Origin of the sequence: Labrenzia sp. CP4 (assembly GCF_001579905.1) — a bacterium.
In the GTDB taxonomy this organism is placed as follows: domain Bacteria; phylum Pseudomonadota; class Alphaproteobacteria; order Rhizobiales; family Stappiaceae; genus Roseibium; species Roseibium algicola.
On the sequence record NZ_CP011927.1, the window covers coordinates 2,885,075 to 2,906,213 of the forward strand.

Below are 21,139 nucleotides of genomic sequence, written 5' to 3' on the forward strand. Positions count from 1 at the left end.
AGATCAGCAGGTGTCGACTTGAGCACCCAAAATCTGATCGGCCGGAGTGCCGGAGCACCTCATGCGCATTCCTTGGAACACGCGATGCTCCCGGCACTCGTCCCAGGATCCGGTCAGCTGGACTTCTTCGCCAGATATTGTTCCAGCCAGTGGATGTCGTACTGACCGTTCGCTATGTCCTGATTTTCCACCAGATCGCGGAAAAGCGGAATAGTCGACTTGATTTCGTCAACCACAAATTCGTCCAGGCAACGACGCAGACGCATCATGCATTCCACTCGGTTACGGCCATGAACGATCAGCTTGCCGATCAGACTGTCATAATAAGGCGGGATCTTGTAGCCCTGATAGACACCGCTGTCGACGCGAACACCCAGACCGCCCGGCGGGTGGTAGTAGGTGATTGTGCCTGGTGACGGCGTGAAGTTGACCGGATCTTCCGCGTTGATGCGGCATTCGATGGCGTGACCTTCGAACGTGATGTCGTCCTGGGTCATATCCAGCGATCCACCTGCGGCGATGCGGATCTGCTCGTTGACGAGGTCGATGCCGGTGATCATCTCCGTAACTGGGTGTTCAACCTGCAGACGGGTGTTCATTTCAATGAAATAGAACTCGCCGTTCTCATAGAGGAATTCCACCGTGCCGACGCCGCGATACTTCAGCTTGCGCATGGCAGCAGCGACGATCTCGCCGATTTCCTTGCGCTGGCTGGCATTGAGGCTCGGGGAGGGAGCTTCTTCGAGCACCTTCTGGTGGCGGCGCTGCAGCGAGCAGTCACGTTCACCGAGGTGAACCGCATTGCCCTTGCCATCGCCCAGTACCTGGATCTCGATATGCCGAGGCTTGCCGAGATATTTTTCCATGTAGAGCGCGTCGTCGCCGAAGGCAGCTTTTGCTTCGGAACGTGCAGTGGACAGGGCAGTATCAAGCTCGGCTTCGGTGCGGGCAACCTTCATGCCGCGGCCACCGCCACCTGCAGCTGCCTTTACCAGAACCGGATAGCCGATCTCGCGGGCGATCGCGTGGGCGTCGTCACCAGCCGTCACGGCACCGTCGGAGCCAGGAACAACCGGGATGCCAAGCTCCTTGGCCGTCTGCTTGGCCTGGATCTTGTCACCCATGATGCGAATGTGTTCAGCGGTCGGGCCGATGAATTCGATACCGTGTGCTTCAAGGATTTCCGCGAAACGGGCGTTTTCCGACAGGAAGCCGTAACCCGGGTGGACAGCATCCGCTCCGGTGATTTCACAAGCCGCAAGAAGCTGCGGGATGTTCAGGTAGCTGTCGCGCGCGGCAGGCGGGCCAATGCAGACGCTTTCGTCTGCCAGGCGCACATGCATCGCATCCGCATCAGCGGTGGAGTGAACCGCAACGGTGGAGATGCCGAGCTCTTTACAAGCGCGCAGGATGCGCAGGGCGATCTCGCCGCGGTTGGCAATGAGAATCTTGGAGAACATGGCCACAACGGCTCCTTATTCGACGATAATAAGCGGTTCGCCGAATTCCACCGGCTGAGCGTCGTCCACAAGGATCTGCTTGACGGTGCCCGCCTTGGTGGCAGGAATGTGGTTCATGGTTTTCATGGCTTCGATGATCAGGATCGTCTGGCCTTCCACTACCTTGTCGCCAACCTGAATGAAGGCCGGTGCGCCCGGTTCGGCGGCGAGATAGGCCGTGCCGACCATTGGCGAGGTTACGGTCGTGCCGGCGTGGGCCGGTTCGGCGGCAGGCGCTGCTGCTGCCGGGGAAGCCGCTGCGGCCGGTGCTGTCGGTGCGGCCATAGGTGCTGCAACGTTCACCGGTGCGCTGATCGTCATCTGACGGGCCACGCGAATGCGCGTGTCACCCTGTTCCAGTTCGATTTCCGAGAGATTTGTCTCATCCAGGAGAACGGCGAGGTCCCGGATCAGGGCCGTGTCGAATTTCTTGTTATCATTACGCATCATGTTTGGCTCTCATACTCGGTCCGCAAGACACGCAGCTGGCCGGCTCGCCGGGCGACCGCTCCATACCGGGATGGGGTCAGACCCGAAATATCCAGCCCTGCAACTCGATCAGGGTCCGTAAGGCCGGGGCCGCAACCACGCTCTTGCTCCGCCGTTGTTGGGCGGACAAAGATCTTCGGCCCGTCTCTTCCTGGAGGCGAGCCACGCTTCTTATAGGGATTCAATTGGAACAGGAAAACCCCCGATTTCTCACTGACATGAGGAATGGGGGTTTCCAACAGGCAAGTGAACGCCGAAACACTGTTTCGGCTCACAGGTTCAGCAAGTGGTCTGGCCGCAATTCTGCAGCGCGTCGAGCTTCTGGCTCAGTTCCTCATAACCGACCGCGCCCATGACCACGTCGTTGCCGACCACATAGGACGGAGTGCCGGTCAAGCCGAGACGGTTGGCCAGGGAGTAGACTTCTTCAATCGTCTGGCCGGCTTCGTCCGTTTTCATGGACGCCAGGAGATCGTCTTCCGAAATGCCGACGGACGTCGCTGCCGCGAGGGCGCTGGCCCGGTTCGCCTGGCCGCGGCTCAGAAGCAGTTTTTCATGGAATTCGCCGTATTTCTCTGGCGCCACAGAGTTGACCGCGACAGCCACCTGGGCAGCTTCGACAGAGCCCTGGCCGAGAACCGGGAATTCCTTCAGGACGACTTTGAGGTCGGGGTTTTCATCGATCAGCTTGACCATGTCGCCGTGCGCGCGCTTGCAGTAGCCGCAGTTATAATCGAAGAACTCGACCAGGGTGACAGACCCTTCCGGATTGCCCAGCACCACCTGCCGCGACGAATTGAAAAGAACGTCGGCGCTTTCGTTGAGGGCTTCTACGCGCGCAACTTCGGCAGCTTCCTTTTCACGGCGATCGAGTTCGGTCAGCGCTTCGGCAATCACTTCAGGATGCTCAAGCAGGTATTCCCGCACGATTTTTTCAATCTCACCACGGTTCAGATCCTGAGCGGCAACCGGGCCAGCCAGCAGGGTAAGCGCAAGCGCGCAAGCCGACAGAACGCGCAGCAGCATCGGCGGGCAGAGCGACCCGGTCTTCAGGATCTGGATCTTCGGGGAAGTGTCGGTCATTCAAGGCTCCTCAGGTAACCGTCTTTCGTTCGAACGGCACCCATATGTGTCTGAGATATCAGCGGCCGTTGTTAGGCAGATTAGGTGGGTTGTACGCTACAATGTCGTCCGCTTGAAGCCATGCCGGCGTTCCTCTCTTCAAACTTTTTTGAGCACGCGCCGCGTAGCGTTTCGCAGCCTGGAAATCGCCACTTACCATCAGGCCTTTCGCAGTTGCCAAATCAGCTTCCGCACGCTCGTCCTGGCGGCCGTGGGCAATGGCCAGCTGACTGTAGGCAACGCCCGAGTTCTGGTCCCGCTGGATTGCCTCCTTCAAGATGCGTTCTGCCTCCGGCAGATTGGACTTGTCATTCGAAGCAACCAGCGCATACCCGAGCCAGGTGAGGAACTGCGGTTCGGTTGGTTTGAACGACAGAGCCTTGCGGAAGGGCGCGATCGCGCCTTTGGGATCGCCACCTTCGATCAGGGCCTGCCCCTTGAGCTCGTAATAATAGGGGTTGTTCGGCTGCGTGCGGATCAGGGCGTCTATCTCCTTGACCGCGCCTTTTCCCCGGCTCTTCATTGCGGCAATAGCGCGTGCGTATTGTGCCTGAGGGCTTTTGTCGCTGCGCGGATAGGCTCGCAACGTGGCGGACGGATGGCTGGTGAAGGCGAACAGCTTGGCCCGCACCATGTCGTGCCTGTATTGCAGTACATAGTCTTCCGGCTGGTTGAAGTATTTCGATTTCTGCGCGTCGGTCGCCAGACTGTTGTAGCGGTCCTGTGCCATCGGGTGGCTCTGGGCATAAGGGTCGGCGTATTTGCGGGTGAACATCTGCTGTTCCGACATGCGCTCGAAGGTCTTCAGCAGGCCGCGCGGACTTTGTCCGGTGGCACTCAGGTATTTGAGTGCGGCCCGGTCGGCTGCGGCTTCTTCGCCGCGCTGATAGGACAGGAACGACCGCTGGCCGACGGATCCCGAGCCCATGATCACAGCGCCACCGCCCGAAGCAACCTCACCGGACCCGGAGGCCGCACCGGCTGCCGCGGCCCCCGCACCGAGAATCATGCCGATGACAGAGATGATCTGGGCATTGGCGGCAGCGGCACGCAGGCGCACGAGATGACGACCGGCGATGTGGCCCGATTCATGGGCAATCACGCCAATCACTTCACCGGGTGTTTCCGATTCCATGATGACACCGATGTTGATGAACATCCTGCGGCTGTCGGGAACGAAAGCGTTGAAGCTCTTGTCGTTGACCAGAATGATTTCCGGTTCTGAATTGGAAATGCCGGCAGCCTTGAAGATCGGCGTCGCATAGTCCTTCAGAAGATGTTCCGTTTCTGCATCGCGCACGAGCGGCAGGCTGCGCCCCTGTGCCATCGCTGGTACCGAAACAAGAGGCAGGGCGAGGGCGCTTGCACAGGCAAGTGCGACCGCTTTACGCGCAAGGCTGCGAGGAAAATCGATTTTCAAAATGGCGGAACCAGGCACAGGTGCAAAACTCCAATCCGGACCGGAACGCTTTCCAGGCTCATCTTTGCTCAGATGTTATCCTGGGACATGGATGTGTGGCGAAGGTATGGAGGTGTGCGATGCGGGTCAAGGAAGCCGGCATGACAAAAAGGTAAGGTGCCGGGCCGTTGTCGTGCCGGAACAGCCCAAAAGTTTCAACTGGTCGCACGCGTTGCATCGGATGGAAAAATCCGCGATAGGGTGAAGCCAGTTTCTCAGCCGGATTTTCAGGACACATGAACCAGCCTCTTTTTCAGCCGTCTCGCCGCAGTGACGTTGCCCCCTTCATCGCAATGGATGTTCTTGCCGAAGCGGCACGTCTGGAAGCGCAGGGGCGCAAGATCATTCATATGGAAGTCGGGCAGCCATCGGCCCCGGCGCCCAAGGCTGCGTTGGATATGGCGAGAAAAGCTCTGGATCATGGTCGTCTCGGCTACACCGAAGCGCTTGGCATCCGCCCATTGCGCGAGGCATTGGCTGCGCATTATCGAACGGCCTATGGCGTCGACGTGCCTGTCGAGCGGATCATGGCAACCACGGGCTCATCCGCCGGTTTCAATCTCGCCTTCCTTGCCGCGTTTGATCCCGGGGACCGAATTGTCCTGACGGCTCCCGGTTATCCGGCCTATCGCAACATCCTGAAAGCCCTTGGTCTCGTTGCGGTCGAGATCGAAGTCGGGGAGGAAACCCGGTGGAGCCTGACGCCAGCGCATCTGGAAGAGGCTCAAAAAGAAGGTCCTGTGAAAGGCGTCCTGGTTGCCAGTCCAGCCAATCCGACCGGAACGATGATGACGGCCGACGCGCTGGAAGACCTGATCCGCTATTGCGACGAGGCGGGCATATGGTTCATCTCGGATGAGATCTACCATGGGCTTTGCTACGACGGTGAAGAGAAGACAGCGCTGGAAACATCGCAGAATGTCATTATCGTCAACAGTTTCTCGAAATACTATTGCATGACGGGCTGGCGCATTGGCTGGCTGGTGTTGCCGGAGCAACTGGTGCGCCCAACAGAGCGGATTGCCCAGAGCCTCTATATTTCTCCGCCGGAGCTGTCCCAGATCGCTGCGGGAGCAGCACTCAACTCGGTGCAGGAACTGGAAGCGGTCAAGGCAGGGTATGCTGCCAACCGCGCCTTGCTTCTCGACGGGTTGCCGAAAATCGGTCTCGACAAGCTGTTGCCGGTAGATGGGGCTTTTTACATCTATGCAGATATAAGCCAGTTCAGCTCGGACAGTCTCGATTTCGCGAGGCGTATGCTGCACGAGGCAGGTGTCGCGGCAACGCCCGGTGTCGATTTCGATCCCGTGCACGGTCATGAGTTCTTGCGCTTTTCCTTTGCAGGTGCGCATGACGATATGAAGTTGGCGCTTGAGAAGCTCAGAGGTTTTCTCAAAGCAGTCTGATCATCGATCGCATCGGACAACAAAAAAGGCGGCACACTGGCCGCCTTTTCCAATTCAAAGCTGGTTGATGTCACCGGTTCAGAAGAACGACCGGCCACGCTGCCACCAGCCGCCGCGTTTCGGCTTGTCTTCCTTGTCGTCGTCTCCAGATGTTTCGCTGGTTACGACAGGCTCGGCCGGCGCCTTGCGCGCAGGTGCTTCTTCTTCGGCATCGGCATCGGCTTCGCTGGCAATCGGCTGTTCGGAAGTCGGCGTTTCGACCACGATGGTGTCAGCTTCAGCCATCACCGGTGTCTCATCTGCCGCATCGGCCTCTACAGGAACGGCGGCACCGTCCTGCTGCGCAGTTTCTTCCGCAGGGCTTTCGCCGCTAGCGTCCGAAACCGTGTCGCCATCGACGGCCTTTGCCTCATCGGCCTGGGCACCATCCTGTGATGCGGCACCCGCAGCTTCTGATTCCTGACCGCTTTCGGCGACGGCTACGGCTTCAGAACCGGTCTGATCGTCCTGCTGTTCTTCAGAGGAAGCGGCTTCGCGAGTTTCGTCATTGGTCTCGCCGTCGTTTTCAGCGCCACCTTCTGCCTGCATATCGTCACCGTTGCGACGGCCGCGGCGACCACCACGGCGTCCACGGCGGCGCTTGCGACGCGGTTCATCGTCACCGTCCTCATCACCACCGGAACGGGCTTCCTGCGGCTGCTCGTCATCGCCATCGGCATCGTCTGCCTCGGCGTTGACCTGACGCGATTCGCCATCGTCCTGCTGGTTATCGGAACCACCCCTCCGGCGCTTGCGCCGGCGGCGCCGGCGGCGGCCGTCATTGTCGTCTTCCTGAGCGAATTCCTCGATGTCCGGCTGTTCGGTGTCTTCGTCGATGATCTCGATCGTATCCGGCTGGACAATCGCAGGAACCGGCATCGGCACACGGTCGCGATCGACCGGTGCACCGCGCTCCAGAACGTAGAGCTGGCCATTGACCATGTCGTCCGCATGCACTTCGACATCGATGGCGAAGCGGGTTTCCAGATCGACCAGGTTCGAACGTTTCTGGTTGAGGATATAGAGCGCTACCTGCGTAGTGGTGCGAATGATCAGGTTGTGGGACGCGCCTTTCAGAAGGTTGTCCTCAACCGAACGCAGCACGTGCAGGGCAACGGATTCCACAGACCGGATCATGCCGGTGCCCTGGCAATGCGGGCAAGGCGTGGTCGAGCTTTCCAGAACGCCGGTGCGGATGCGCTGACGCGACATTTCCAGCAGGCCGAAGTGCGAGATCCGGCCAACCTGAATGCGGGCGCGGTCGTTCTTCAGACAATCCTTCAGCTTGCGTTCGACCGACCGATTGTTCTTCGACTCTTCCATGTCGATGAAGTCGATGACGATCAGGCCGGCAAGATCGCGCAGGCGCAGCTGTCGGGTCACTTCTTCCGCCGCTTCCAGGTTCGTCTGGAGCGCGGTGTCCTCGATATTGTGTTCGCGGGTTGACTTGCCGGAGTTCACGTCGATCGAGACCAGAGCTTCGGTCTGGTTGATGACGATATAACCACCGGACTTCAGCGTAACCTGCGGCGAGAACATTGCATCGAGCTGCGGTTCGACACCGTAGCGGATAAACAGCGGCGAGGGGTCGCGGTAGGGTTGGACGTTCTTCGCATGGCTCGGCATGAGCATGCGCATGAAGTCCTTGGCCTCGCGGTAGCCTTCTTCGCCCGCAACCAGGACCTCGTTGATGTCCTTGTTGTAGAGGTCGCGGATCGATCGCTTGACCAGACTGCCTTCCTCATAGACGAGGCTTGGAGCACTGGATTTCAAGGTCAGCTCGCGAACGTTTTCCCAAAGCCGCATCAGGTATTCGAAGTCGCGCTTGATCTCGGCCTTCGTCCGGCTTGCACCGGCGGTGCGCAGGATCACGCCCATGCCTTCCGGCACATCCAGTTCGGAGGCGATCTTCTTCAGTCGCTTGCGGTCAGTCGGCTGGGTAATTTTGCGCGAAATGCCGCCGCCACGAGCGGTGTTCGGCATCAGCACGGAATAGCGGCCTGCGAGCGACAGGTAAGTCGTCAGTGCGGCGCCCTTGTTGCCGCGCTCTTCCTTGACTACCTGCACCAGAATGATCTGGCGACGCTTGATGACTTCCTGAATCTTGTACTGCTTGCGCAGCGGGATAATGCGCTCAGGAACTTCTTCCATCGCATCTTCCGCGCCGACGGATTCGACGGCGTCGACATCATTGTCGGCATCATCGTCATCGTCGTTCTGGCGCTGGCGGCGACGACCGCGCCCACGGCCACGCGAGCGAACCGGAGCCTCTTCTTCTTCGTCCGCTTCTTCCTCGGAAGAGGATGCTTCGTCGTCATCTTCGTCGGAGGCGTCTTCGTCCGTGCTGCGCGCGGATACGGCTTCGCCATCCGTTTCGTCGGCTGAAGTCTCTTCGGAAACTGCGTCAGGCTCTTCCGTGGCTTTTACGGCCTCTTCGTCGCCTTCTGCGGTATCCGCCTCAACCTTGTCGCTGGCAACGGTTTCAGCAGCTTCGTTTCGTGCTGCACGGGAGCGGCGGCGGCGCTTTGGTTTTTCTTCACCGTCCGAATCATCACGCTGTCTGTCGGCTGCTTCCGCAGCCAGAAGTGCTTCCCGGTCGGCAACGGGGATCTGATAGTAGTCAGGGTGAATTTCGCTGAAAGCGAGGAACCCGTGGCGATTTCCGCCATATTCGACGAATGCGGCCTGCAGGGACGGTTCGACCCGGGTTACCTTGGCAAGATATATGTTACCGCGCAGTTGCTTCCGATTAGCTGCTTCAAAGTCGAATTCTTCAACCCGATTGCCACGCACGACGACGACCCGGGTCTCTTCCGGGTGGCCCGCGTCGATCAGCATTTTGTTTGCCATTATTGAACTTCTCCACGGCAGCACTCATGGGCGCATGTGCGAAACGCGCATCGCGCAGCAGGAGGATGTCTGCCGTATTTGTTTTGCTAAGATGAGAAAGAGCGTCTGCGCCCGGCGCGGTCGTATGATCAACGCAAGCAGCCGCTGAAGCGGTACCTTGCTGTATGTTGATCACCATGTGCATCGCGCGGGTCCTTCAGGCAACGCAGGCCCTTTAGTTAAGTCGTTGTACCTTCTGCCGGTATGCAGCCTGGCTTCGCCAATGGGCTTGCATCCGGTTCCGGAATGGGTCCGCTCCTAACGGCCGCCGAAAACCTCGCCGGGGAAACTGCCGTTTTGTAAGGGCAACACGTCGCGAGGCGGGGCGGTCTCAAAGAGGTGCCGATACCAGATCCACTGTCTTCCAGGGCTTGTCTTTAAGCGGCAGAACGGCCTCTGTTCTGTCGTTAGAAGGCCTGGGAATGCGATAGCGTTGTGGATAGACACCCATGTCAGCTATCTGGAAAGGTATCGGTTTCAAACCGAAATCCGTAAGGTACTTTTACGTTCCGTCGCAGCGCATTGCAAGCAATGTGAATTGGATATGGCATTTTCCTTGCGTGGCGGATGGCGTATGACAGGGCTGACGGGGGCTCAACACGCGAAGTTTTCGAGCGACATGGCCGAAATAATTGAGTTCAAGGACAGAATGAAACCGCAAGTAGACCAGGGACCGGGCACTGTTTTGAGACTGGCGACGTCTTTCGCAGTGGTTTTGAGCATCTGCGTTGCTGCGTTTGCCGGCCTGACTTGCGCCGCATCTGCCGAACCGGAAAAGGCCCGGGTAACCGGAGCGCGCGTGGCGGGAGACGAGGCGCGCACGCGATTCGTTCTTGATATGAACCGTCAGGTGACACCGACCATCTCCGGCCTTGCCAATCCGGCCCGGCTGATCATTGACCTTCCCGAAGTGACATTTTCGCTGCCGGCCGATTCTGGCGAGAGCGGGCGAGGGCTTGTCACCGACTGGCGCTTCGGCCTCTTTGCGGTTGGAAGATCCCGTGTGGTGATGGACCTGACGGGACCGGTGAAGGTCGACAAGACATTTTTCCTGCCGGCTGTCGATGACCAGCCTGCGCGGCTTGTTGTGGACCTTGTCAGCGCGACAGCCGACGAATTCGACACCTTTGTCGAGACCTCAAGGCCCAAGCGCGTCGTCGCCGGGAGTGATTCCGCACCGAAAAGTGACCGGTTGACTGCTCCAAAGAACAGAGACAAGCCGCTGATCGTCCTCGATCCGGGGCATGGCGGTATCGACACCGGGGCGACAGGCGTCCACGGAACTCTCGAAAAAGCGATCGTTCTCGACTTCGCTCAACTGCTCAAGGAAAAGCTGGACGAAAGCGGGCTCTACAACGTTCAACTTACCCGGGATGATGACACATTCATCCCGCTGGGGCGCCGAGTTGAAATCGGTCATGAACTCGAAGCCGATCTCTTCGTCTCCATTCACGCCGATTCTGTCCGGCGCGGTCAGAAATTGGCGCGTGGCGCAACCGTCTACACAATTTCAGACAGGGCGTCGGACCAACTGGCCGAAGATCTGGCCCAATCGGAAAACATGTCGGACGTCATCGCTGGTGTGGATCTGACGGAAGAGCCAACAGAGGTGACAGATATCCTGATCGATCTTGCGCGACGCGAAACGAGGTCGTTTTCGGTCTATTTCGCCAGGTCGCTGGTGGACGAGCTGAAAAGCGCTGTCCGGCTGATCAACAATCCGCATCGTTCTGCGGGTTTTCGGGTGTTGAAAGCCCATGATGTGCCCTCGGTGCTGGTCGAGCTCGGCTATCTCTCCAACGAACATGACGAGAAGCTTCTGATTTCCGACGAATGGCGTGAACGCATGGCGAATGCCATGACCGAGGCTGTTCACGGGTTTTTCCGGCCGCGGCTTGCGCGGCAACAAGCAGCACCGTCACAGTAAAAATCCTTGCATTGCTTTCAAAATGGCAGGTTAGCACTGGCGATTGCCTCAGCATCGCCATATTGGTGCACGAGGAAGGCAGACAAGTTTGTGCGACTGTCGGCATCGGTGATGCTGAGCAAATGTTTCCGTGTTAAAAAGCTGGAAGCGCTAAGAACGGGGAAAGACGAGCCCGCGGTATGAAATTTTTGGTGAAGTTTTTTGGCTACCTGTTCGGAATCGGCGCGATCTTTGCGCTGCTGATTGCCGCCGGGGTCTGGATGTACCTGCAGGACCTGACGAAGGATCTGCCGGATTATACCGCCCTGAAGAACTATGAGCCACCGGTCATGACGCGTGTGCATGCCGCTGACGGTAGTCTTATGGCCGAATACGCGACTCAAAGGCGCATGTTCCTGCCGATCCAGGCGATCCCGGATCGCGTCAAGCAGGCGTTTGTCGCAGCCGAAGACAAGAATTTCTACACCCACATTGGTGTTGACCCGGAAGGCATTGCCCGTGCGGCGGTGCGTTTCATCCAGAACTATGGGTCCGGCCGTCGTCCGGAAGGCGCTTCGACCATCACGCAGCAGGTCGCAAAGAACTTCCTCTTGTCCGATCTCGTGAGCGAAGAGCGTGAACGCCGTTCCGCCGCGTATGAGCGCAAGGTGAAAGAAGCGGTCCTTTCCCTGCGCATCGAGCAGGCCTATACCAAGGACGAAATTCTCGAGCTCTATCTCAATGAGATCTATTTCGGCTTCGGGGCCTACGGCGTCGCGGCCGCTTCGCTGATCTATTTCGACAAGTCGGTTCACGAACTGTCGCTTGAAGAAATCGCCTATATGGCAGCGCTGCCGAAAGGTCCGAGCAACTATCATCCTTACAGGAAGACAGAGGCCGCCATTGCGCGCCGCAACTACGTGATCGACCGTATGATCGCAGATGGTTACGTAAGCGCTCAGGACGGCGAGGAAGCCAAACAGAAACCGATTGTCGTCAAGCCGCGTGAAACCGGCTCTCGCCTGTTTGCTGCCGAGTACTTCACCGAGGAAGTCCGCCGCGAAGTGGCTGACATCTTCGGCGACAAGCGCCTTTACGAAGGCGGGCTTTCGGTGCGGTCGACGCTTGACCCCGAAATGCAGAAACTGGCCCGCAAGTCGTTGATGGACGGTTTGATTGCCTTCGATCATCAGCGTGGCAGCTGGAATGGCCCTGTCGACAAGATCACCCTTGGTGCCGACTGGGGCATCGATCTGGCCAAGGTGGAAGCCCTGAGCGATCTGCCGGAGTGGAAACTCGCGGTGGTTCTGGAAGCTGGCGGTGAAGAGGCCAAGATTGGCGTTCAGCCGGAACGGCAGGTCAGTGGCCAGCTTTCCGAAGAACGCAAGACCGGCCCGATGTTCCTGAGCACCATGAAATGGGCCCGGGTCAAGGGCAGGGCACCGAGCGCCGTTTCCGATGTGCTGACGCCTGGCGATGTTGTTTATGTCCAGGAAAGCCCGGTTGCGCCTGGAACCTATGAGCTTCGTCAGATCCCGAAGGTGTCGGGTGCTCTGGTGGCGATGGATCCCTATACCGGCCGTGTCCTTGCACTTGTCGGTGGTTTCAGCTTTGCGCAGAGTGAATTCAACCGTGCAACGCAGGCCTACCGGCAGCCAGGATCGTCCTTCAAGCCGTTCCTTTACGCAGCCGCTCTCGACAACGGTTACACGCCGTCTTCCGTGATCATGGACGCGCCTCTGGAAATCAGCCAGGGCCCGGGTCTCGGCACATGGCGCCCGCAGAACTACGGCGGCAAATTCTACGGTCCGTCGACCCTGCGCACAGGTATCGAGCTCTCGCGGAACGTCATGACTGTTCGGCTCGCTCAGGACATGGGCATGCCGCTGGTCGCAGAATATGCGAAGCGTTTCGGCATTTACGACAACATGCTTCCGGTTCTGTCCATGTCACTTGGTGCGGGGGAAACCACCGTGCTGCGGCTGACCACCGCTTATGCGACCATCGCAAATGGCGGCAGGAAAGTTCGACCGACCCTGATCGACCGTATTCAGGACCGTTACGGCCGCACCATCTACAAGCATGACAGCCGTATCTGTGACGGCTGTACGCAGGATGTGTGGGAAGGCCAGGACGAACCGACCCTGATCGACGACCGCGAGCAGGTACTCGACCCGATGACTGCCTATCAGATCACATCTATGATGGAAGGCGTGGTTCAGCGCGGTACGGCAACGTCCGTTCGTGCGGTTGGTCGTCCGGTCGCCGGCAAGACCGGCACCACCAACGACGAAAAAGACGCCTGGTTCATGGGCTTTACACCGGATCTTGCGGTGGGCGTGTTTGTGGGCTTCGACAATCCGAAACCGATGGGCCGCGGGGCAACCGGCGGTCAGGTGGCGGCGCCGATCTTCACCGAGTTCGTCAAGACTGCTCTGGCCGACAAGCCGCCGGTGGAATTCCGTGTACCCAAGGGTCTTCAGCTGATCCCGATCAACCGCCGTACCGGTCTTAGAACCGCTGCCGGCGATCCGGGGTCGATTCTGGAAGCCTTCAAGCCGGGCATGGCCCCGCCGGACAGTTACTCCGTCATCGGGTTCCAGGACACCATGGGAGTTCCGACTGCGGTTTCTCCGGAAGCGCAACAGGCCGTTACGGTCGGTACAGGCGGTCTTTACTAGCCCGTCTGTTCTTGCAGGGGCTGGCCGACTGTCAGGTCATCGCGAGATCCTTTTCGACGGTTTACAGTGAAGTCCTGCTTGGGTAATGTCCCGCTCCAATTCTCGGCCCGGTGCCTCTTGCTGGAGACCGGGCCGCTTCACATCAAAAGCGAGGTATCCGATGCGCGCCGAAATGGAAGCGATCGTCGATGAAATCAAGCAGGCCATAAGCCTGCTGAGGAGGCATCTTTGACTGGGATCAAGCCGTCGTCCGACTTGAAGAGCTGAACGCCCTTTCCGAAGATCCGAACCTCTGGAATGAGCCGTCCAAGGCCCAGAAGCTGATGCGCGAGCGTCAGCAGCTTGATGACAGCATTGGTGGCATCAAGTCGCTGGAGCAGGACCTTTCCGACAATATCGAACTGATTGAACTCGGCGAGATGGAAGACGACAAGTCCGTCATTACCGATGCCGAGGAAGCGCTTCGTGGTCTCAAGGGCAAGGTCAACCAGCTGCAGCTCAATTCGCTGCTGTCCGGTGAGGCCGATGCGAACGACACGTACCTGGAAATCAACTCCGGTGCCGGTGGTACCGAGAGCCAGGACTGGGCGTCCATGTTGCTTCGCATGTACCGCCGGTGGGCGGAAAAGCGAGGCTTCAAGGTCGAAGTGCTGGAATATCATGACGGTGAAGAAGCGGGCATCAAGTCTGCGACCTTGCTGATCAAGGGCGAGAATGCCTATGGCTGGCTGAAGACCGAATCGGGCGTGCATCGCCTCGTGCGGATTTCGCCCTATGACAGCAACGCCCGCCGCCACACCAGCTTCTCCAGTGCCTGGGTCTATCCGGTGATTGACGATTCCATCGAGATCGACATCAACGAAAGTGATTGCCGCATTGATACCTACCGCGCCTCCGGTGCAGGTGGTCAGCACGTCAACACGACCGATTCCGCCGTGCGTATCACGCACCAGCCGACCGGTATCGTGGTGCAGTGTCAGTCCGAGCGCTCACAGCACAAGAACCGGGCAACGGCCTGGTCGATGCTGAAGGCCCGCCTTTATGAAGCGGAGTTGAAGAAGCGCGAAGAAGCGGCCAACGCCGAAGCTGCTTCGAAAACCGACATCGGCTGGGGGCACCAGATCCGCTCTTACGTGCTTCAGCCCTATCAGTTGGTCAAGGACCTGCGCACGGGCGTTGAGAGCACGTCTCCGGGCGATGTTCTCGATGGCGATCTGGATGAATTCATGGAAGCTGCGCTGGCACAGCGCGTCTTTGGTGGAGATCCGGTCGAAGTCGCCGATATCGACTAACGGCACAGTGGAAAATACAATTGAAAGCGGGGCCATTCGGCCCCGTTTTTTTGTTTCGGCCTTGTTCACCCTTCAAAGGTCGAGTGCCGAGAAGCGATCGCCTGCCGCCAGGAAAGCTGCCGGATTGCCGGGCTTGTCATGCCGGCGGATCTCGTAGTGGAGATGTGGACCTGTGGAGCGACCGGTGGAGCCGACATTGCCGACGAGATCGCCCGCCAGAACATGGTCGCCTTCCGATACCTGGATGCGGCTCATATGAGCATAGCGGGTGACGAACCCGTTCGCATGACGGATCTCCACCATCTTGCCGTAGCCACCGTTACGTCCCGCGCTGATCACTGTGCCGGGTGCCGTTGCGAATACGCGTGCGCCGTAAGGGGCCTTGAAGTCGATGCCAGTGTGCATGGCCAGCCGGCCCAGGAACGGATCAACCCGAGGGCCGTAGGTGCTTGACACGGAGCCGTTCCGGACCGGCCGTTTGATCGGCAGACGCAGTGCGGTAAATTTCACGCGTCGCAGTGTGTCCAGGGCTGTGTTTGCGCGGTCCAGACGGTCTGGAAAGTTCTCGTCGTTTATCGGCTGGAACGGGCCGCCGAGGGAGGTCTTTTCACGCAGTGTGGCGTTGAGGCCGGGCGTGATAGAGCGCGTGATGCGGAGGATGTCCTCAATACGGCCTTCCGTCGCGATCGTGATCGCATCGACGGCCGCCGTACTTTCTTCGTCCATCATGGAGATGTCGGCCTTTACCGCGTCGAGGGCAGCCTGTTTCTCAGAGTTTTTTTTTTACGTCGGTATCCGGCGTTGCGGTATCGGTTGCCGGCTGCTGCAGAATAGCCAGAGGATCGAAGGATCTTGTGGAACCATCGCGCAATCCCAATGCCTTTACCGGTTCCTCGATCAACTCGCTTTCGCCGCCGATTGCAGATTTGTCGCTACCATCCAGGGAAGCGAGGTTGCGCTCGTCGAGCGAAGGTTTCTCCGGGGGCAGGGGCTTGTCGTTGCTGAGGTAGATACCGACGCTTTCTGCCCTGGCAACCAGGTCGGCCACGATGGCATGGCGCTGATTGAGGTCCTGCTGCCGGCGCAGAACGTCCATTACCTGGATCTCGACGGTTTCCCTGTCGACCATCTGGCGGCTCGTCAGATTTGCAATCTCGGTACGCAGGCGGTCGATGTGGTCCTGATACTCCAGCACCAGCTCTGTTCTTTCAGCGCTGGCCTCGGCTATCATGTCACTGCGCAGGGCGTAGTAGCCAATTGTGCCTGCAACCGCCAAGGTTGCCGTCACGCAGCCGATTGCACCGCAAATAAGATGAACCGGCCTTACACTGTACGTGGTCGTCTTCTCGCCCTTTTCCAGAACCGGATGATGTGGCTCTGTCCGGGGGGCTTGATAGGTCCGCGTCGATTCTTGGCGCTGTTGCATTGTCACTCAGTCACTGCCTGCATTCTGCAAAAGATCTGAGCCTGATTAGAATTTGGTAAGGTTAATAATTCGTCTTCACGGCAGTGAAATTTATCCGATGAGAGGCGCAAGAGGCTTGTAAAAACCGGGAGTTAGTCCGGCTTCGGAACGCGCGCGATCGTTGAAGGGAGGTTTTAACGGACCCCTGAAGTGACGGCGCACATAGGTGTGGAATGCCGACTCAGGCCTGATTCCCTGCCGGTCACACAGAAACCGAAACCATTTTGCGCCAAAGGCGACATGGTTTTTCTCGTCCCGATAGATGATGTCGAGACATTTGGCGGTGTCTTCGTCATCGATTTCGCGGGCTTTTTCGATCATCGGTGGCGTGATGTCGAGGCCTCTTGCCTCGAGTACCAACGGGATGATGGCAAGGCGGGCAGCAAGGTCGTGTCCGGTGTCCTGCGCAGCCTGCCAGAGACCGTCGTGGGCAGGCAGGTCTCCGTAGGTGGCGTCCAGTTTCGCCAGGCGCTCCTGCAGCATGGCAAAATGCTTGGCTTCCTCAAGCCCGACTCGCACCCAGTCGTCATAGTAGGACCTGGGCAGCGTGACGTGCGCGAAGCGTCCGATCAGGTCCCATGTCAGGTCCACTGCATTGAGCTCGATGTGTGCCAGGGAGTGAATCAGGGCAAGGCGGCCCGCCTTGCCCTTCAAGCTGCGTTTTGGCATGTCTCGCGGTGCAAGCAGAACAGGTTTTTCCGGCCGGCCCGGCCGATCCGGCATCGCACCATCTCTCGAGGGAGATCCGAGAGCGAGTTCACGCTGAAACCAGGCCCTGGAGACAGCATAGGCAAGCCGCACTTTTTCGGCTGTATCGGAAGCGCACACGATTGCTCGCGCTCCGGCAACCAGAGTGTGCGGCAAGTTGTCCCTTCCGGTCACCTTCCAGGCGCTGCCGGTTGCCGTTTCCAGTGGGGAACTCACAGGGCCCGCGCAGCCTCAAGAACGGCATCCGCGTGCCCTGGAACTTTCACCTTGCGCCAGATCTCGGCGATCTTGCCGTCTGCACCGACGAGAAAGGTGGTGCGTTCCACACCCATGTATTTCTTGCCGTACATGGATTTTTCCACCCAGACCCCATAGGCCTCCGCGACTTCCTTTTCCGTGTCCGCCCCCAGTCTGATCGCCAGATTGTGCTTGGCGATGAACTTGTCGTGTTTGGCGGCTGTGTCAGGCGAGAGCCCGATAATGGTAACGCCAAGTTTGGCAAATGCATCGGACTGTTCAGTGAAGGCAATAGCCTCCTTTGTGCAGCCCGGCGTGTCATCCTTGGGATAAAAATACACTACGACGGGTTTTCCTTTGAGGGCGCTCAGCGACACCTTGTTGCCGCCATCACCTTCCAGTTCGAAATCCGGTGCGACATCCCCGACGGCCAATTCGCTCATCATGCCTTCCTTCTGTCAAAGTTTGTGCGTTAATGCCGGTTTCCGGCTGCGTCTACAATGGCTGCGGTCGCTTTTAGCAAAGCTTTCGCAGTATCATCAATCGCTCAGCGACTCGTCCGGAGCTGTAGTGAGGTAACCCGGCGCTTTGCTCCGAACCCGAACCCAAGCGCCTGTCTTACGCATGCAGGCGAAAGATTGGATTGACGTATTTGCCTAAAACCGGCGGATCTCAGGACACGGCCAAAGTGACGCCGAAAAAACGCAAGCGCTTGCGCTACGTCGTCGCCGCCGTTCTGGTTGGTCTTGTAGCCGGGATCGCCATTCTGTTTGCAACCGGGCCGGTGCACATTCCGCTTCTAAGCAGCCTGCTGGCCTATCAAGGCACCCGAGGGCAGGTTGAACTTTCCATTGGCAGCGCAAGTGTCGATTTTACTGCGCCGGACGGCATCAATATCCTGATTTCGGATGCCAGGGCGGAGATCGCCGGTGGGTCACCTGTAAGCATCAGTCTTCCTGAACTGACTGCGCCGCTGAACCGGGATGCACTGCTCTCCGGGAAGCTCCATTTTTCGTCTCTAATCCTGACAAGGCCCCATGTGCGGATTGTCCTGGCTGGCGGGCCGGCGAAGTTTCCGGAAATGGGGCCGCTCATGGAAGCCGTCGACAGGGTCAGCGATGTAGTGGACGATCAGTTTGCCCGCCGAGGCCTCAGCTTCGTCAAGATCCGTGACGCTTCTTTCGAGTTGGCCGGTTCCATCCCCAGACGATACCGAGGCATTGACGCGGACATCCTGCGTGACGACAACCGTTCGATACGGGCGTTCGCGCGAGTTGCCGGCAATATCTCCACCTGGCGACTGGAGCTTGCGCGCAACGCGCCGCCGGGTGCGAATGCCAAGAGCATCGGGGTCGTGGTCAACGGAATCACCCTTGCCGAACTGCTGGGGCCAAACGCGAAATCGGTGCAGGGCAAGGGGCTGGGACTTCCGGCCTCCGCCAAAATCGAGAGCAGACTGACAGGCGATGGTAAGTTCGTCTCCGCCAATGCGGTTGCGCGTGTGCGCAACGGCTGGTTCCAGCTTGGCAAGACACTGGTCGCTTTTGACGATGCAGCACTGTCCCTGTTGTTCGAGGCGGGACAAGACGCAATTGAAATTACCAGTTCGCACGTCATTCGCGGCAATTCACGCATCTTCTTCACGGGGTCTGTTTCGCCGGTTGCTGGTGATAGTCCCGAGTGGCAGATCAATCTGGATTCGGAATATCCGCAGTTCGGTTCAGCCGATGTTCCCGAAGAGCCGCATATGCTGGACGGCGTCCAGATTCGTGCGCGTTTCGATCCGCTTGAAAAATTGCTCTCCGTCGACCGCTTCACGGCTCGCTCGGGCAAGGCCGTCGTGCATGGTGTCGCCTCGCTGCAGATTACACCGGAAGGACCTTATCTGGCGCTGGCCGCTGATGGGGAGTTGATACCGGTTGCAGTGGCAAAGCAGCTCTGGCCGATCACGCTTGTGCCGCCGGCGCGCCGCTGGATCATCGAACGCCTGAAAAGCGGCTTGATCGAGACCGTTTCCTATACGGGCGCGCTCCGCCCGCCGGCATTTGATCCGCGGGATCCGGACCCGGGCTGGGCGGGGGACGACATGCGCCTGGACATGACGTTTTCCGATGGTGCAGTCACGCCTGTTGGGGACGTTCCGCAGATTGATGGCCTCGACGGTACGCTCACAATTGAAAACGAGACACTGACCGTGACCGCGACAGGCGGAACGGCGACGGCCGCAAATGGTGGCGAGGTTACCCTGCCGGATGGTGTCTTCGCGATCCAGAACCTGCCTTTGCGGGACGGCAAGATGGCAAGCGTGAAGACCCGCATGGAGGGATCGGCGAGCGACCTTGGTGCGATGGTCAACAGTGCGCCTTTCCGCGTGCTGGACCGGGCTGATCTGAAGAATGATGGCGTCGAAGGGGCGGGAGAACTTGAATTCACTGCTTCGTTTCCCTTGGGCAATGAAATCGATCTTGCCGATATCGACTGGCAGGCGACAGGCCGTCTGACGAATTTCTCGGACAGCAATCCGATCATGGGGCACACGGTGCGCAAGTCGGATGTTGCGCTGGAGGCCAACAAGGATCAGGTCGCGATTACCGGCAAGGGGATACTCGACGGATTGCAGGCCGATATCGACCTTGTGGTGCCCTTGGGCGAATCCGGTGTTGCGGCACGACAGGATGTTGTTGTTGCGCTCAACGCGAAGCAGCTGAAAGAGAAGGGGGTGGATCTGACCGCCTTTCTCCAAGGCAACATGACGTTGAGCGTTGCAAAGGTCAGCGACGGACAGGAATTCGTCATCGACCTGAAACAGACGGATGTCCGGCTGCAGGCGCTCGGCTGGCAAAAAGCCAAGGGTGTTCCCGCAACGGCGTCTTTCAAGCTGGTTGAGACGGACACACAGCGCCGTGTGAAGGACTTCAAGCTGGTATCAGAGGGCGTCGATGTTGCCGGTTCGATGCAACTGTCGATGGCCGGCGATCTTGTCAGCGCATCGTTCAATACATTCAAGCTGCGTCCGGGCGACAATGTCGAAGTCGATATCCAGAAGGCGACGGACGGACGCTACGACATCATCTTCGCCGGATCTTCCTTTGACGGGCGCGGCCTGATCAAGAGCATGCGGAGCCCCGGCGGCAGCAAGGGAGCGGGTGATTTTTCGGGCGGTGCAAGAATTGCCGCCAATATTGACCGTGTCACCGGGTTCAATAATCAGGCGATCGAGAAATTCTCGGGCAAGATCGATACCGGTGCCAAGGGACTGGTCTCTGCGGACTTGAAGGGACTTGTGAACGGCCGTGCGAATTTCGAATTCACGGTGACGGACCAGGGCGGCACGCAGGCGGCAATTGGCCGTTTTGCAAACACAGGCGCAACACTGCGTTTCCTTGACCTCTACAAGCGTATGCGCGGTGGAACCGGGGTCCTGAATGTGGCGATGGCCGACGAGAACAGCTGGGTCGGCGATTTCAACGTGCGCTCACTGCGGATCACGGAAGATCCGGCCATTCAGCGTATTCGCGAGCAGAACCGCTCTAATCGCATCCCGGACGGGCGTGCGATCAATACCAACGAAGCTGCGGACACCGCCAGTTTCGAAACGCTGGATATCAATTTCTCACGGGAAGGCGAATTGCTGACCATCAGTCGCGGAGCTCTCCAGGGCAATGCACTGGGAGGAACTGTCAGCGGCTCGGTGGATCTGTCGCAGCAGACGCTCAACCTTACCGGTACCTTCGTGCCGATCTACGCTCTCAACAATTTTTTCGCCAAGATCCCGCTGCTGGGCTTTGCGCTCGGTGGCAATTCCGGAGAAGGCCTGATCGGTGTGACCTATCGCTTGTCTGGTTCGGTGTCCGACCCGGTGCTCTCGGTCAACCCGATTTCGGCGATAGCACCGGGCATTTTCCGCAAGATGTTCGAGTTTCAGGCGAACTGAGCAATTGCACTAG

The 21,139-nt window shown here is 58.8% G+C and carries 14 protein-coding genes; 5 read left to right on the forward strand and 9 right to left on the reverse strand.

Annotated elements, in window-relative coordinates; genetic code table 11:
* Positions 1-113: 113 nt before the first annotated feature.
* The 4 genes from accC to ACP90_RS13485 all read right to left on the reverse strand — a co-directional run bounded on the left by accC (position 114) and on the right by ACP90_RS13485 (position 4,437).
* On the reverse strand, positions 114-1,460 hold the full coding sequence (gene accC / locus ACP90_RS13470; RefSeq protein WP_062488640.1) for an acetyl-CoA carboxylase biotin carboxylase subunit: 1,347 nt from the start codon (positions 1,458-1,460) through the stop codon (positions 114-116).
* A gap of 15 nt (positions 1,461-1,475) precedes the next feature.
* Positions 1,476-1,946 carry an acetyl-CoA carboxylase biotin carboxyl carrier protein gene (gene accB, locus ACP90_RS13475; RefSeq protein WP_031268390.1) on the reverse strand — a complete coding sequence of 157 codons (471 nt, stop codon included), beginning with the start codon at positions 1,944-1,946 and terminating at the stop codon, positions 1,476-1,478.
* Positions 1,947-2,267: 321 nt separating this feature from the next.
* Positions 2,268-3,071 (reverse strand): DsbA family protein, encoded by an 804-nt coding sequence (locus ACP90_RS13480; protein WP_022998399.1) that lies wholly within the window; start codon positions 3,069-3,071, stop codon positions 2,268-2,270.
* 58 nt (positions 3,072-3,129) lie between these two features.
* Positions 3,130-4,437 carry a M48 family metalloprotease gene (locus ACP90_RS13485; RefSeq protein WP_082809924.1) on the reverse strand — a complete coding sequence of 436 codons (1,308 nt, stop codon included), beginning with the start codon at positions 4,435-4,437 and terminating at the stop codon, positions 3,130-3,132.
* Between the two features lie 368 nt (positions 4,438-4,805).
* On the opposite strand from ACP90_RS13485, the gene ACP90_RS13490 reads away from it, so the two are divergent.
* Positions 4,806-5,975 carry a pyridoxal phosphate-dependent aminotransferase gene (locus ACP90_RS13490; RefSeq protein WP_062488642.1) on the forward strand — a complete coding sequence of 390 codons (1,170 nt, stop codon included), beginning with the start codon at positions 4,806-4,808 and terminating at the stop codon, positions 5,973-5,975.
* 78 nt (positions 5,976-6,053) lie between these two features.
* On the opposite strand, the gene ACP90_RS13495 is transcribed toward ACP90_RS13490, so the two are convergent.
* Positions 6,054-8,864 (reverse strand): ribonuclease E/G, encoded by a 2,811-nt coding sequence (locus ACP90_RS13495; RefSeq protein WP_062488643.1) that lies wholly within the window; start codon positions 8,862-8,864, stop codon positions 6,054-6,056.
* A gap of 688 nt (positions 8,865-9,552) precedes the next feature.
* On the opposite strand from ACP90_RS13495, the gene ACP90_RS13500 reads away from it, so the two are divergent.
* The 3 genes from ACP90_RS13500 (at position 9,553) to prfB (ending at position 14,782) form a co-directional block, all read left to right on the forward strand.
* A complete protein-coding gene (locus ACP90_RS13500; RefSeq protein WP_055656584.1) occupies positions 9,553-10,830 on the forward strand; it encodes an N-acetylmuramoyl-L-alanine amidase in 1,278 nt (425 codons plus the stop codon).
* A 188-nt stretch (positions 10,831-11,018) separates the two neighbouring features.
* Positions 11,019-13,490 carry a penicillin-binding protein 1A gene (locus ACP90_RS13505; RefSeq protein WP_062491600.1) on the forward strand — a complete coding sequence of 824 codons (2,472 nt, stop codon included), beginning with the start codon at positions 11,019-11,021 and terminating at the stop codon, positions 13,488-13,490.
* A gap of 160 nt (positions 13,491-13,650) precedes the next feature.
* A protein-coding gene (gene prfB, locus ACP90_RS13510) for a peptide chain release factor 2 (protein ID WP_139314079.1) occupies positions 13,651-14,782 on the forward strand; the annotation gives its coding sequence in 2 pieces (ribosomal slippage) (positions 13,651-13,716 and positions 13,718-14,782; 1,131 coding nt in all).
* A 72-nt stretch (positions 14,783-14,854) separates the two neighbouring features.
* On the opposite strand, the gene ACP90_RS28635 is transcribed toward prfB, so the two are convergent.
* The 4 genes from ACP90_RS28635 to bcp all read right to left on the reverse strand — a co-directional run bounded on the left by ACP90_RS28635 (position 14,855) and on the right by bcp (position 17,635).
* The gene (locus ACP90_RS28635) at positions 14,855-15,511 is read right to left on the reverse strand and encodes a M23 family metallopeptidase (RefSeq protein WP_062488644.1); all 657 of its coding nucleotides are present in this window, start codon (positions 15,509-15,511) and stop codon (positions 14,855-14,857) included.
* A 40-nt stretch (positions 15,512-15,551) separates the two neighbouring features.
* On the reverse strand, positions 15,552-16,208 hold the full coding sequence (locus ACP90_RS28640; RefSeq protein WP_062488645.1) for a hypothetical protein: 657 nt from the start codon (positions 16,206-16,208) through the stop codon (positions 15,552-15,554).
* A gap of 90 nt (positions 16,209-16,298) precedes the next feature.
* Positions 16,299-17,111 (reverse strand): ferritin-like domain-containing protein, encoded by an 813-nt coding sequence (locus tag ACP90_RS13525; RefSeq protein WP_208993582.1) that lies wholly within the window; start codon positions 17,109-17,111, stop codon positions 16,299-16,301.
* A 56-nt stretch (positions 17,112-17,167) separates the two neighbouring features.
* A complete protein-coding gene (gene bcp, locus ACP90_RS13530; protein ID WP_062491612.1) occupies positions 17,168-17,635 on the reverse strand; it encodes a thioredoxin-dependent thiol peroxidase in 468 nt (155 codons plus the stop codon).
* Between the two features lie 245 nt (positions 17,636-17,880).
* On the opposite strand from bcp, the gene ACP90_RS13535 reads away from it, so the two are divergent.
* Entirely contained in the window at positions 17,881-21,126 is a 3,246-nt protein-coding gene (locus ACP90_RS13535; protein ID WP_208993528.1) for an AsmA-like C-terminal domain-containing protein, read from the forward strand.
* Positions 21,127-21,139 lie beyond the last annotated feature (13 nt).